Annotated in this window: 9 protein-coding genes; 3 read left to right on the top strand and 6 right to left on the bottom strand. The window is 73.3% G+C overall.

Translation table 11 applies throughout. The annotated features are described in order from the left end of the window. Positions 1-6: 6 nt before the first annotated feature. Positions 7-2409 carry a xanthine dehydrogenase family protein molybdopterin-binding subunit gene (locus ACFQE5_RS16350; RefSeq protein ID WP_379586059.1) on the bottom strand — a complete coding sequence of 801 codons (2403 nt, stop codon included), beginning with the start codon at positions 2407-2409 and terminating at the stop codon, positions 7-9. 164 nt (positions 2410-2573) lie between these two features. On the opposite strand from ACFQE5_RS16350, the gene ACFQE5_RS16345 reads away from it, so the two are divergent. Continuing rightward, the gene (locus ACFQE5_RS16345; RefSeq protein WP_379586057.1) at positions 2574-4082 is read left to right on the top strand and encodes a PucR family transcriptional regulator; all 1509 of its coding nucleotides are present in this window, start codon (positions 2574-2576) and stop codon (positions 4080-4082) included. 12 nt (positions 4083-4094) lie between these two features. Here ACFQE5_RS16345 and ACFQE5_RS16340 read toward each other — a convergent pair whose 3' ends face one another. Beyond that, on the bottom strand, positions 4095-5345 hold the full coding sequence (locus ACFQE5_RS16340) for an aminotransferase family protein (RefSeq protein ID WP_379586055.1): 1251 nt from the start codon (positions 5343-5345) through the stop codon (positions 4095-4097). Between the two features lie 183 nt (positions 5346-5528). On the opposite strand from ACFQE5_RS16340, the gene ACFQE5_RS16335 reads away from it, so the two are divergent. Continuing rightward, positions 5529-6926 carry an MBL fold metallo-hydrolase gene (locus ACFQE5_RS16335; RefSeq protein ID WP_379586053.1) on the top strand — a complete coding sequence of 466 codons (1398 nt, stop codon included), beginning with the start codon at positions 5529-5531 and terminating at the stop codon, positions 6924-6926. An 8-nt stretch (positions 6927-6934) separates the two neighbouring features. On the opposite strand, the gene ACFQE5_RS16330 is transcribed toward ACFQE5_RS16335, so the two are convergent. After that, positions 6935-8194 (bottom strand): NAD(P)/FAD-dependent oxidoreductase, encoded by a 1260-nt coding sequence (locus tag ACFQE5_RS16330; protein ID WP_379586051.1) that lies wholly within the window; start codon positions 8192-8194, stop codon positions 6935-6937. Positions 8195-8323: 129 nt separating this feature from the next. Between ACFQE5_RS16330 and ACFQE5_RS16325 the strand changes: the two genes are divergently transcribed. Further along, positions 8324-9085, top strand: coding sequence for an SDR family NAD(P)-dependent oxidoreductase (locus ACFQE5_RS16325; RefSeq protein ID WP_379586049.1), 762 nt, complete (start codon positions 8324-8326; stop codon positions 9083-9085). A gap of 44 nt (positions 9086-9129) precedes the next feature. Here ACFQE5_RS16325 and ACFQE5_RS16320 read toward each other — a convergent pair whose 3' ends face one another. From ACFQE5_RS16320 to ACFQE5_RS16310, 3 genes are read right to left on the bottom strand one after another with little or no spacing between them, the layout of a single operon-like run. After that, the gene (locus ACFQE5_RS16320; RefSeq protein WP_379586047.1) at positions 9130-10464 is read right to left on the bottom strand and encodes a dihydrolipoamide acetyltransferase family protein; all 1335 of its coding nucleotides are present in this window, start codon (positions 10462-10464) and stop codon (positions 9130-9132) included. Then, positions 10449-11435 carry an alpha-ketoacid dehydrogenase subunit beta gene (locus ACFQE5_RS16315; RefSeq protein ID WP_379586045.1) on the bottom strand — a complete coding sequence of 329 codons (987 nt, stop codon included), beginning with the start codon at positions 11433-11435 and terminating at the stop codon, positions 10449-10451. The genes ACFQE5_RS16320 and ACFQE5_RS16315 overlap by 16 nt, the downstream gene beginning before the upstream one ends. After that, on the bottom strand, positions 11432-12529 hold the full coding sequence (locus ACFQE5_RS16310) for a thiamine pyrophosphate-dependent dehydrogenase E1 component subunit alpha (protein WP_379586043.1): 1098 nt from the start codon (positions 12527-12529) through the stop codon (positions 11432-11434). The genes ACFQE5_RS16315 and ACFQE5_RS16310 overlap by 4 nt, the downstream gene beginning before the upstream one ends. Between the last annotated feature and the right edge of the window lie 47 nt (positions 12530-12576).

Here is a 12576-nt window from a genome sequence, read left to right as displayed (position 1 = left end):
ACGTGCTCAGGCGGTCCTCGCAGTGTGGCCCGCCGCGTGCAGCGCCCGCCACACCTGCTGCGGGGTGACCGGCATGTCCAGGTGGGTCACCCCGAGGTGGGCCACGGCGTCGATGACGGCGTTGACCACCGCGGGCGAGGAGCCGATCGCACCGGACTCGCCGATCCCCTTGACGCCCATCGGGTTCGTCGGCGAGGGCGTGATCGTCTGGTCGAGCTCGAAGGCGGGCAGGTCGCTCGCCGCGGGAACGGTGTAGTCGACCAGCGTCGCGGTCGTCGGGTTGCCGGCCGCGTCGTAGCAGGCATGCTCGTAGAGCGCCTGGGCGACGCCCTGGGCGATCCCGCCGTGCAGCTGGCCCTCGACGATCGCCGGGTTGACCAGCGGCCCGCAGTCGTCGACGGCGACGTAGCGCACGATCCGGGTCCGACCGGTCTCGGTGTCGACCTCGGCCACACAGATATGCGTGCCGAACGGCCAGGTGAAGTTCGGCGGGTCGAAATGGTGGTCGGCGGTGAGGTTGGGCTCCATGCCCTCGGGCAGGTCGGCGGCCAGGGAGGCGGCCAGTGCCACCTCCCCGATGGTGATACCCGGGCCGGACGTGCCCGCCACGCTGAACCGGCCGCCGGAGAACTCGAGGTCGTCCTCGGCGGCCTCCAGCAGATGCGCCGCGATGGTGCGCGCCTTGTCCACGACCTTCTCCGCGGCCAGGTGCACCGCGACCCCGCCGACGGGCAGGCTGCGCGAACCGTAGGTATCGCGGCCGAACGGGGCGATCGCGGTGTCCCCGTGCAGGACCTCGACGTCGTCGGGATGCACGCCGAGCGCGTCGGCGGCGATCTGGGCCCACGCGGTCTCGTGGCCCTGGCCGTGCGGCGAGGTGCCGGTGACGACCTCGACCTTGCCCAGCGTCGTCATCCGGACGGTGGCCGCCTCCCAGCCGCCGCTCTGCAACCGCACCCCGGCCGCAACCTTCGACGGCGACAGCCCGCCGCTCTCGGTGAAGTTCCCGATCCCGATCCCGAGCTGGACCGGCTCCCGCGCCTCGCGGCGGCGCCGCTGCTCGGCGCGCAGCTCGTCGTAGCCGACGAGGGCGAGCGCCTTGTTCATGCAGGCCTCGTAGTCGCCGGAGTCGTACATGACCCCGGACGGCACCGTGCGCGGCTCGTGGAAGGGCGGATGGAGGTTGCGCAGGCGGACCTGCGCCGGATCCATGCCGAGCTCGCGGGCGAGGTCGTCCATGATCCGCTCATGGGCGTAGGCGGCCTCCGAGCGTCCGGCCCCCCGGTAGGCGTCGGTCGGGGTCAGGTTGGTGAACACGCCCTGGCATTCGAAGGAGTAGGCGCCGAAGTCGTAGAGCCCGCAGTAGGTGAACGCGCCGAACACCGCGATGCCCGGGGTGAGCAGCTGCAGGTAGGCCCCCATGTCGGCGAGCAGGTTCACCCGCATCCCGAGGATGCGGCCGTCCCGGGTGGCGGCGACCGCGATGCGTTGCACCTGGCCGCGGCCGTGGGTGGTGGCGACGTGGTGCTCCGAGCGGGTCTCGGTCCACTTGACCGGCTTGCCCAGCCGCCGGGCGAGGGCGAGCGCGAGCGCCTCCTCGGCATAGATGTTCAGCTTGGAGCCGAAGCCGCCGCCGACGTCGGGGGCGACGACACGGATCTTGGTGTCCGAGATGCCGCAGATCATCGCGAGCAGGTCGCGGACGAAATGCGGAACCTGGGTCGAGGTGTAGACCGTGAAGCCGCCGCCGACGGGATCCGGGTTGACCACCACCGCGCGCGGCTCCATCGGCGAGGCGAGCACCCGCTGCTGCAGATAGCGGCCCTCTACCACGACGTCGGCCTGCGCGAACGCGGCGTCGACGTCGCCGACCTGCAGCGGCCAGGTGTAGCAGTGGTTCGTCCCGAGCTGCTCGTGGACCAGCGGCGCGCCGTCGGCCAGCGCCGCCTCGACGTCGACGACGGCGGGCAGTTCCTCGTAGTCGACCTCGACGAGCTCGAGCGCGTCGCGGGCGGCGGCAGCGTCGGTGGCCACCACGACGGCGACCGCCTCCCCGACGTGGTTGACCTCGCCGCGGGCCAGCGGCAGGTGCTCGGGAATCTTGATGTCCTCCGTGACCGGCCAGCCGCAGGGCAGTCCGATCGCGAAGTCGTCCGCCAGGTCCTCGCCGGTGAGCACCGCGACCACGCCGGGCGACGCGAGGGCCGCCCGGGTGCCGATGCCGAGGATCCGGGCGTGCGCGAGCGGGCTGCGCACCAGCGCCATGTGCAGCGTGCCGGGCAGCGCGATGTTGTCGGTCCAGGTCGCACGTCCGGTGATCAGCGCGGCGTCCTCGCGGCGGCGCACGCTCTGTCCCACGAAGCGCTCGGCGCGAGCTCCCCCGGAGCGCTCGGCGACAGTCTGGGTCATGACACGGCTCTCCTCGGTCGGGCTCGGGCTCACCATGGGCCGGCGGCAGGCGCCCCGGTCCCCCCAGAGTGATCACGAACACGTCCGCCCGCTAGTGTCCAGACCGGCACATTCACCCCTCCGATCGCTCCGATCGGGCAACCGCCTTCGGCACCGAGGAGCCGATGCCCGCCACCCTGCGCAGTTTGGTCGACGACCACACCCTCGGCCTGATCCCGGCGTGCCCGCACGAATGGCTCGACCGTCCGATCAGCTGGGTGCACATCAGCGAGCTGGCCGACCCGACCACCTACCTCGACGGTGGTGAGCTACTGCTCACCACCGGTCTCGGGTTCGGCGCGGACACCGACCACGAGGCGTTCGTGCGCAGGCTGGTCGAGCGCGGCGTCGCCGGGCTCGGGTTCGGCATCGGACTCAGCCACGCCGTCGCACCCGCGGCGCTGCGCGCGGCGACCCGCGCGTACGGCCTTCCGCTGCTGGAGATCCCCGAGCGGACGCCGTTCATCGCGATCAGCAAGGCGGTGTCCGCCGCGCTCGCCGCCGACGTCTACGCCGAGGTGGTCCGGACCGACGAGGCACAGCGGGCCCTGACCGCCGCGGCGCTGGAGCCCCATGCCCCCGTCCGGGTGCTGCGCACGCTGGCGCGGCGACTCGACGCCTGGGTGCTGCTGCTCGACGCGTCCGGCACGGTCGTGCATGCGGCCGGCTGTTCGGCCGACGAGCATCTCGCCGAGCTCGCCGACGAGGTCGATCGAGTCCGCCGCCACCGCGGCCCGACCAGCGTGACCGTCACCGGCCGGGGTGGCCAGGTCGTCCTGCAGCCGCTGCGGCTGCACGGCCGCGGCGTGCTCGCGACCGGCCGGCCACACGGCTTCGCCCCGGCTGACATGCAGATCATCGGCTCGGCGGTCTCCTTGCTCACGCTGCTGCACGCGGGCCCGTCCTCGGTCACCGCGGCCCGGCGCGACCTGCACACCGCGCTGCTGCGGATGGTGCTGGCCGGACGCGCCGAGGCCGCCCGGTCGATCGTGGCGGGCCTGTCGGAGCAGCTCCCCCCCGCGCCGCTACGCGTCGTCGCCCTGGCCGGGCGGGAGCAGGCCCGCCGGGAACTGCTCGAGGCCTGCGAGGCGCGGGGACCCGACCGGCCGCCGCTGTTCGCGGCCGTCCTCGCGGACACGCTCGTCGCGCTGGTCCCGGCCACCGACCCGGAGGCCCTCGGCTGGCTGGTGGAGAACGCGGGTCAGCACCCCGGCCTGGCGGTCGGCGTCTCCGACCCGGTCGGCGACGACGCCGTCGGCCACGGCCACCGGCAGGCCGGCCAGGCGGTGGAGGCGGCGCTGCGCACCGGCGAGCCGCTGGTGCGGTTCGCCGAGCTGGCCGGCACCGCGCTGCTGGAGCTGCTGCGGCCGGTCGAGGCAGCGGCGTTCGCCGAGGCGCTGCTGGCCCCGCTGGTACGCCACGACACACGCCACCGCGGCCAGCTGGTCCGTTCGCTGCGGGAGTGGCTGGCCCAGCATGGCCAGTGGGAACCCGCCGCGGCCCGGCTCGGGGTGCACCGGCATACCCTGCGCAAGCGGATGCGCCGGGTCGAGGAGCTCACCGGCCGCAACCTCGACTCGCCGGGGTTCCGGGCCGAGCTGTGGTTGGCCCTGCAGTTGGCCGGCGACCACTGATCCGGCCGGGTCTCAGCGCGCGGCGTCGAGGGCGGCGCCCAGCGCCTCGGCGAGCAGATCGAGATGGTCGTCGGCGAGGGTCAGCGGCGGGGAGACGGCCACCGCGGTGGCCGTGGGCCGCACGAGCACCCCGCGCTCCCGGGCGGCCCGCGCGATCCGCGCGGGCAGGTCCGGCTCGGTCCGCAGCCGCTGTGGTTCCAGCGCCACCGCGCCGAGCACCCCGGTGCCGCCCCGGACCTCGGCGACGAGCGGGTGGTCGGCGACGGTGCGCAACGCCTGGTGCAGTGATCCCTCCAGGACGGCGGCGCGCCCCAGCAGGCCGTCGCGCTCCAGCAGGTCGAGGTTGGCCAGCGCCGCGGCGCATGCCGTCGGATGTCCGGAGTAGGTGGCTCCGTGGCGGAACGGCGCCGCCCCCGGCTCCCAGAACGGGGCGGCCACCCGCTCATCCGCGACGACCCCGGCCAGCGGCAGGTAACCGCTGGTCACCCCCTTGGCGAAGACGATGAGGTCGGGGACGACGCCGAACCGGTCGAGCCCGAACCAGTCACCGAGCCGGCCGAAGCCGCAGATCACGCTGTCCGCGATGAACAGCACGCCGTGGCGGGTGCAGATCTGCCGGACCCGCTCCAGGTAGCCCGGTGGCGGCGGCAGCACCCCGCCCGCCCCGATCACCGGTTCGGCGAAGAACGCGGCGACCCGCTCCGGGCCCAGCCGCGCCAGCTCGGCCTCCAGCGCGTCCGCATCGTCGTAGGGGACCCGCGCGGCGTCCGGGACGAGCGGGCCGGCCAGCCGGTTGGCCGGGATCCCGGCGAGGGTGGTCCCGAAACCGTAGGTGCCGTGGTAGGCGTGCTCCCGGCTGATCAGCACGGTGCGCTCGGGGGCGCCGGTGCGCACGAAGTACTCGCGGGCGATCTTCGCGGCGGTGTCGATCGCGTCGCCACCCCCGTTGACCAGGAACACCTTCCCCCCGGAGACGGGGGCGAGCGCGGCCAGCCGCCGGGCGAGGGCGAGCGCGGGCTCGTTCGCGACGTCGCCGAAGGTCTGGTAGGTCGCGAGCCGACGCATCTGGGCGGTGACCGCGTCGATGATCTCCGGCCGGCCGTGTCCGACGTTGACGCACCACAGGCTGGCCGTCCCGTCGAGATAGCGGCGGCCGGCGTCGTCCCAGAGCCACACGTCCTCTGCGCGGGTGATCACGAACTCGGCCCCCTCGACCGCGGCCATGGCGGCGAACGGATGCCAGTACGCGGCGGGCTCGGACATGTCGGCGACCTCCGGTCAGCAGCGGCTCGGGCCAACATACCGACGGCCGGTGAGCCCGGCACCCGACGACACCCTCGATCATTTTGACCGAACATCTCGTCGACTCTCGACACGGGCGCCAGATATATGTACGGTCATTCGGGCAGCATTCGAATGGACGGCCTGAGACATACGGAGATCGGCATGGACGGCGGTCGGCTCGTTTTCAAGCAGTACTACCTGGGATGTCTGTCCCAGGCCTCATACCTCATCGGGGACCGCGGCACCGGTCGTGCCGTCGTGGTCGACCCGCAGCGCGATGTGAGTGAGTACCTCGCCGACGCGAGGGCCGAGGGCCTGCGCATCGAGCGGGTCCTCGAAACCCACGTTCACGCCGACTTCCTCTCGGGTCACCTGGAGCTGGCCGCGGCCACCGGTGCCCGGATCGGCTACGGCTCGGCCGCCCAGGTCGAGTTCGAGATCGACCGGCTGGACGACCACGAGAAAATCTCGCTCGGCGAGGTCGAGCTGGAGATCCTGCACACCCCCGGGCACACCCCGGAGTCGATCTGCATCCTGGTCCGGGAGCAGGCCGGGGACGCCACCCCGTACGCGGTCCTGACCGGGGACACCCTGTTCATCGGCGACGTCGGCCGCCCCGACCTGCTGGGCGCGCGCGGCTGGTCGAAGGAGGACCTGGCGAAGGCCCTCTACCGTTCGACCCGGGAGAAGCTGCTGACCCTGCCGGACGAGACCCGGGTCTACCCCGCGCACGGGGCGGGCTCCGCGTGTGGCAAGAACCTCTCGACGGAGACCAGCAGCACCGTCGGCGATCAGCGCCGCACGAACTACGCGCTGGCGCCGATGAGCGAGGAGGACTTCGTCACCGCCGTCTGCGAGGGCCAGACGACCGCTCCGATGTACTTCGCCTACGCCTCGGTCCGCAACCGCGAGGCCCGGCCGACCCTGGACGAGACGGCCCCGGTGCGCGCCATGTCGCTCACCGAGGTGCGGCAGGCCCGCGATGCCGGCGCCGCCGTCCTCGACACCCGTGACCCGCAGGAGTTCGCAACCGGGCATCTCCCGGGCTCGGTCAACGTCAACCTCCGCGGCCGCTTCGCCGAGCAGGCCGGGCAGGTGCTCGCCGCCGACTCCGACATCATCCTGGTCACCGATCCCGGCACCGAGATCGAGGCCCGCAACCGGCTCGCGCGCATCGGCTTCGACCGGGTCGTCGGCCACCTCGACGGCGGGCCCGCCGGGTTGGGCACCGACGCCCAGCCCGCCAGCCGGGTCACCGCGGAGCAGCTCGCCGGCCTGCTCGACACCGTGCAGGTCGTCGACGTCCGGGGACCGGGCGAGGTCCGCGTGGGCGGCACGGTGCCGCATGCCCTGCAGGTGCCGCTGCCCGCCCTGGTCGGCAGGCTCGGCGAGCTCGACCCCGCTGCCCCGACGGTCGTCATCTGCGCCAGCGGCATGCGTTCCTCGGTCGCCGCATCGCTGATGCGCGCCCGCGGCTTCGCCGACGTGTCCGACCTGCTCGGCGGGTTCACCGCCTGGAACGACGGCAACCGTCCGGTCGCGCTGCCCGAACACGCCTGATCCGCCGCCTACGGCGGATCACCCACGATGACGTTGGCGGTGCGCTTCCAGGTGAGGTAGCGCACCGCCAGGTTCGCCATCGTGGCCAACCGGTTGCGGTTGCTCATCAAGGCCAGGACGTGCAGGCCCAGCCACGCCACCCAGGCCACGAAGCCACGCATCCGCACCCTGCCGGGCAGCTGGACCACGGCGTCGCTGCGGCCGATCGTGGCCATGATGCCCTTGTCCCGGTAGGAGAAGGGTTCGGTCGGTTCGCCCCTCGCCAGCCTGCGGACCTGACGGGCCGCGTGCCGCCCGCCCTGGATCGCCGGCTGCGCGAGCTGGGGCAACGGGTCGTCTCCCCTGGCCGCAACATCGCCGACGGCGAACACGTCGGGCTGTCCGACCACGCGCATGTCGGCCTCGACCTGGATGCGCCCGCCGGGACCCTGCCGGAGCCCCCACATCGCCACCTGGTCACAGGCTCGCACCCCGGTCGCCCAGACCGTGACGGCGGAGGGCAGGCACTCTCCGTCGCTGAGCACGACGGAGTCCGGGCGGACCTGCCGCACAGCCGTCCCCAGCCGCAGGTCGACCCCCCGCTCCCGCAGCGCCCGCGCCGCATAGGACCGCAGCGTCGGATGGAACGGGGCCAGGAGGGTGTCGGCCATCTCGACCAGCACCACCCGGGCGCGCCGCGGATCCAGCTCGGGATAGGCCAGCGGGAGGCCGGAGTTGCGCAGCTCGGCGAGCGCCCCGGCCATCTCGACCCCGGTCGCGCCCCCGCCCACGACGACCACGACGGGTTCCACCGCACCCTCACGGCCCTGCGCCACGGACTCCAGGTTCGACAGCACCCGGTCGCGGACCGCGATCGCCGACCGTCGGGAGTAGATCGTCCACGCGTTCTCCTCGGCGCCAGGGATGCCGAAGTAGTTGGCGACGACCCCGCAGCACAGGATCAGGTAGTCGTAACCGACCTCGACCCCGCTGTCGAGCCGGACCCGCCGCTGTGCGGTGTCCACCCCGGTGACGGTCGCCCGCCGGAACCGGGCGTGGGGAAAACGCGCGGCGAAGGCGCGCAGCGAGTAGGTGATGTCGCCGGGGTTCAGGCCCCCGGTCGCCACCTGGTAGAGCAGCGGCTGGAAGGTGTTGAAGGGGTCGCGGTCCAGCAGCAGCACGTCCACGTCGGCGTCGCGTAGCTCGCGCACGGCGGCCAGCCCGGCGAAGCCCGCCCCGACGACGATCACCCGAGGGCGCCCCGACCTCGGTAACTCGTCAGTACTCACGCTGGTGCTCCTCACGGCCGTTTCGCTCCGATCCGCTGAACCTACTCACCCCTACCCGATACCCCGATCTCTCGATCGCGAACGCCGGGTGGCGACAATGGACCCATCGCCGATCGAAAAGGGTGGGGAATGTCGATCCTGGAGCGGTTCTGCCTGACCGGACGCGTCGCGATCGTCACCGGCGCCTCGTCGGGACTGGGTGTCGCCTTCGCGCAGGGGCTGGCCGAGGCCGGCGCCGACGTCGTGCTCGGTGCGCGGCGCGCCGAGCGCCTGGAGGGCACCCGAAAGCTGGTGACCGACGCCGGGCGGCGCGCGCTGGCCGTGGCCACCGACGTCGCCCGCCAGCCCGACTGCCAGGCCCTCGTCGACGCCGCGATGGCCGAGTTCGGGCGGGTCGACGTGCTGGTGAACAACGCGGGCATCGGCACCGCCGTGCCCGCCACCCGGGAGACCGTCGAGCAGTTCGAGCAGGTCATCGATGTCAACCTCAACGGCTGCTACTGGATGGCCCAGGCCTGCGGCAAGGTCATGCAGCCCGGCAGCAGCATCATCAACATCTCCAGCGTGCTCGGGCTGACCACCGCCGGGCTGCCGCAGGCCGCCTACTCGGCGAGCAAGGCCGGCCTGATCGGCCTGACCCGCGACCTGGCCCAGCAGTGGGGCGGGCGCCGGGGCATCCGGGTCAACGCGCTGGCGCCCGGCTTCTTCGCCTCCGAGATGACCGACCAGTACAAGCCGGGGTATCTCGAGCAGCAGCTGCACCGGGTGCCGTTGGGCCGCACCGGCGACCCGGCGGAACTCGCCGCGGCCGTGGTGTTCCTGGCCGGTGACGCGGGCGGCTACATCACCGGCCAGACCCTGGCCGTGGACGGCGGGATGACGATCACCTGACCCCGACGAACCGTGCGACGCCTCAACGCTCGCCCTCCATCGGTCTACAGGTCGGCGAGGGCGGCGAGGGGTGATTCGATGGCGTCGGCGACGAAGCGGAGGAATCCAGCGGCGGCGCCGCCGTCGCAGACCCGATGGTCGAACACCAGCGAGAGTTGGGTGATGAAGCGGGGGACGACCTGGCCGTCGATGACCCAGGGTCGCGGGTGGATCCGGCCGATGCCGAGGATGGCGACCTCGGGGTGGTTGATGATCGCGGCGCTGCCGTCGACGCCGAGGACGCCGTAGTTGTTGAGGGTGAAGGATCCCTGGCTCAGTTCGTCGGGGGTGGCGGCTCCGTCACGGGCGGCCGCGGTGAGGCGGCGGATCTCGGCGTCGAGCCGGCGGGTGCTCAGCAGGTGCGCGTCGCGGACGGCGGGGACGAGCAGGCCGCGGTCGGTCTGGGCGGCGATGCCGAGGTTGATCCCATCGAGGTGCAGGATCTGCTCGGCGTCGGCGTCGACGCGGGCGTTGAGCTCGGGGAAGTGAGCGAGGCCGGCCACGACGAACCGGGCCAGGAGCGCCAGTAGACCGGGCCCGCGCCGCTCGGGTGAGCTCAGCGCGGCGCGCAGTTCGAGCAGGGCGGTGGCGTCGACGTCGACCCAGGTGGTGGCGTCCGGAATCTCCCGGCGGCTGCGGGTGAGCGTCCGGGTGATCGCCTTGCGTAGGCCGTGCAGTGGCACGCGCTCGCGGATGGCCAGGCCGGTGCGCCGGTCGCGGCCGGTCTCGTCGGACGGTTCGATCCGGGTCGGGGTCGGCTGAGAAGCGGGTGCGTGGAGGGCTGCGGCCCGTTCGACGTCGGTGCGGGTGATGAGGCCCTCGGGTCCGCTGCCGGTAAGTGTGCTCAGGTCGATTCCGCGCTGGGTGGCGAGCCTGCGGACCAGCGGTGATCTCACCCGCGCCCGCCCGGCGGGGGCCGTGCCGTCGCCTGCGGCGGCCGGGTCGGGGGCGGGGCGGCGCCGGCGGTGCCGGCGCCCGGTGCCGGCCGGGAGGTCGGCCGAGGTTCCGTAGCCGATGAGCACGTTGCCGGATCCGGCGCGCTCCTCCTCCACATAGGCGGCGACGCCGGCCGCGATCGCCGCGTCGTGGGGTTCGGCGACGGTGAGCAGCGGTGCGCCGACCGTGATCGTGGTTCCCGGCGTGCCGTGCAGCTCGGCCACCCGCCCGGCGAACGGTGCCGGGACCTCCACGATGGCCTTGGCCGTCTCGACCTCGGCGACGGGGGCGTCGACGGCGATGGTGTCGCCGACCTGCACCAGCCACCGCACAAGCTCGGCGTCGGGCAGGCCCTCGCCGAGGTCGGGGAGGGTGAAGATCCGCTGGGTCATGATTCGTCCCATCCGAGCTCCTCGACGGTGTCGAGGATGCGGTCGACCGAGGGCAAGTGGTAGCGCTCCAACGCCGGCGGGGGGTAGGGGATGTCGAAGCCGGTGACCCGGCGGACGGGTGCTTCGAGGTGGTGGAAGCAGCGCTCGGTCACCCGCGCGACGATCTCCGCGGCGACCGAGGCGAAGCCGGGCGCCTCGGCGACGACCACGGCACGCCCGGTGGCGCACACCGCGGCGGTGACGGTCTCGTCGTCGAACGGGACGAGCGAGCGCAGGTCCACGACGCCGAGGTCCCGGCCCTCGGTTGCGGCCTGCTCGGCGGCGGCGAGCGCGAGCGGCACGCCCGGGCCGTAGGCGATCAGGGTGACCTCGGTGCCGGGGCGGCGCACCACGGCGCGACCGATCGGCGGAACCGGGCGGGCGGGGTCGATCTCCTCGGCGGTGAAGTAGTGCCTCTTCGGTTCCAGGAACACCACCGGGTCGGGGTGCTCGATCGCGGCGCGCAGCAGCCCGTAGGCGTCGGCACCGGTCGCGGGGGTGACGACGGTGAGGCCGGGGGTGTGGACGTAGTAGGCCTCGGAGGAGTCGCAGTGGTGCTCCACCCCGCCGATCCCGCCGGCGTAGGGGACGCGCACCACGACGGGCAGGCGCACCCGGCCGCGGGTCCGGTTGGCCATCTTGGCCAGATGGCTGACGATCTGCTCGAACGCGGGGTAGGCGAAGGCGTCGAACTGCATCTCCACGACCGGGCGCATCCCGTTCATCGCCATGCCGATGGCCATGCCGACGATGCCGGACTCGGCCAGCGGGGTGTCGAAGCAGCGGCCGCCCCCGAACTCGGCGGTCAGCCCGTCGGTCACCCGGAACACCCCGCCGAGTGGGCCGACGTCCTCGCCAAACACCACGACCGTCGCGTCGGCGCTCATCGCGTCGCGCAGCGCGGTGTTGAGCGCCTGCGCCATGGTCATCTTCGTCGCGCTCATCGGGCCTCCTGCGCCGCGGCGAGTTCGGTCCGCAGCAACTGCTCCTGCTCGGCGAGCTGCGGGGTGGGTCGGGCGTGCACATGGGCGAACAGCTCGGCGGGATCGGGCGCGGGCTCGACGGCCAGGCCGGCGCGCACCTGCGCCGCCACCCGCTCGGCCTCGGCGGTGAACTCCGCCTCGCGGTCGGGGTCGAGCGCGTCGTGGGCGAGCAGGTGCGCCCGCAGCCGCGCCAGCGGGTCGCGGGCCGCCCAGTGCCGGACCTCCTCGTCGGTGCGGTAGCGGGTGGCGTCGTCGGCGTTGGTGTGCGCCTGGATCCGGTAGGTGTCGGCCTCCACCAGGGTGGGACCGCCGCCCGTCGCGCCGCGCGCCACCGCCTCGTCCAGCACCGCGCACAGCGCCGCGACGTCGTTGCCATCCACTCGCACGGCGGGCACCCCGTACCCGATGCCCTTGTGCGCCAACGAGGGCGCGACCGACTGCCGGGCCAGCGGGACCGAGATCGCGTACTTGTTGTCCTGCACGAGGAACACCACCGGCGCGGCGAACACGGCGGCGAAGTTGAGCGCCTCGTGGAAGTCGCCCTCGCTGGTGGCGCCGTCCCCGCACAGCGCCAGCACAATCGTGTCCTCGCCGCGCAGCCGCGCGGCGTGCGCCACGCCCACCGCGTGCGACAGCTGCGTGGCCAGCGGCGTGGCCTGCGGGGCGACCCGGTGCGCGACCGGGTCGTAGCCGCAGTGCCAGCCCCCGCGCAGCATGGTGAGCACCTCGACGGGATCGACCCCCCGCTCCACGACGGCGACGGTGTCGCGGTAGGTCGGGAACAGCCAGTCCCGCTCGCGGAGGACGGCCGCCGCGGCCACCTGGCACGCCTCCTGCCCGTGCGAGGAGGGGTACACCGCGAGCCGGCCCTGCCGCACCAGGGCGCCGGCCTGCTCGTTGAGCCGCCGCCCGACCAGCATCGACCGGTAACGCCGGAGCAGCACCTCAACCCCGGGCAGCGGGTAGCGGTCGTCCGCGACCATCGCGCCGTCGGCATCGAGGAGCCGGACCGGTTCGGGCGCCTCGGACGTCCACACCGAGCGATCGGACACCATCCCTACCTCCCCAGACACAGAGCCTGAAGTGTGGTCGTCAAATCGAC

Origin of the sequence: Pseudonocardia hispaniensis (assembly GCF_042658695.1) — a bacterium.
GTDB classification, from domain to species: domain Bacteria; phylum Actinomycetota; class Actinomycetes; order Mycobacteriales; family Pseudonocardiaceae; genus Pseudonocardia; species Pseudonocardia hispaniensis.
This window is presented reverse-complemented; position numbering and strand designations above follow the sequence as displayed.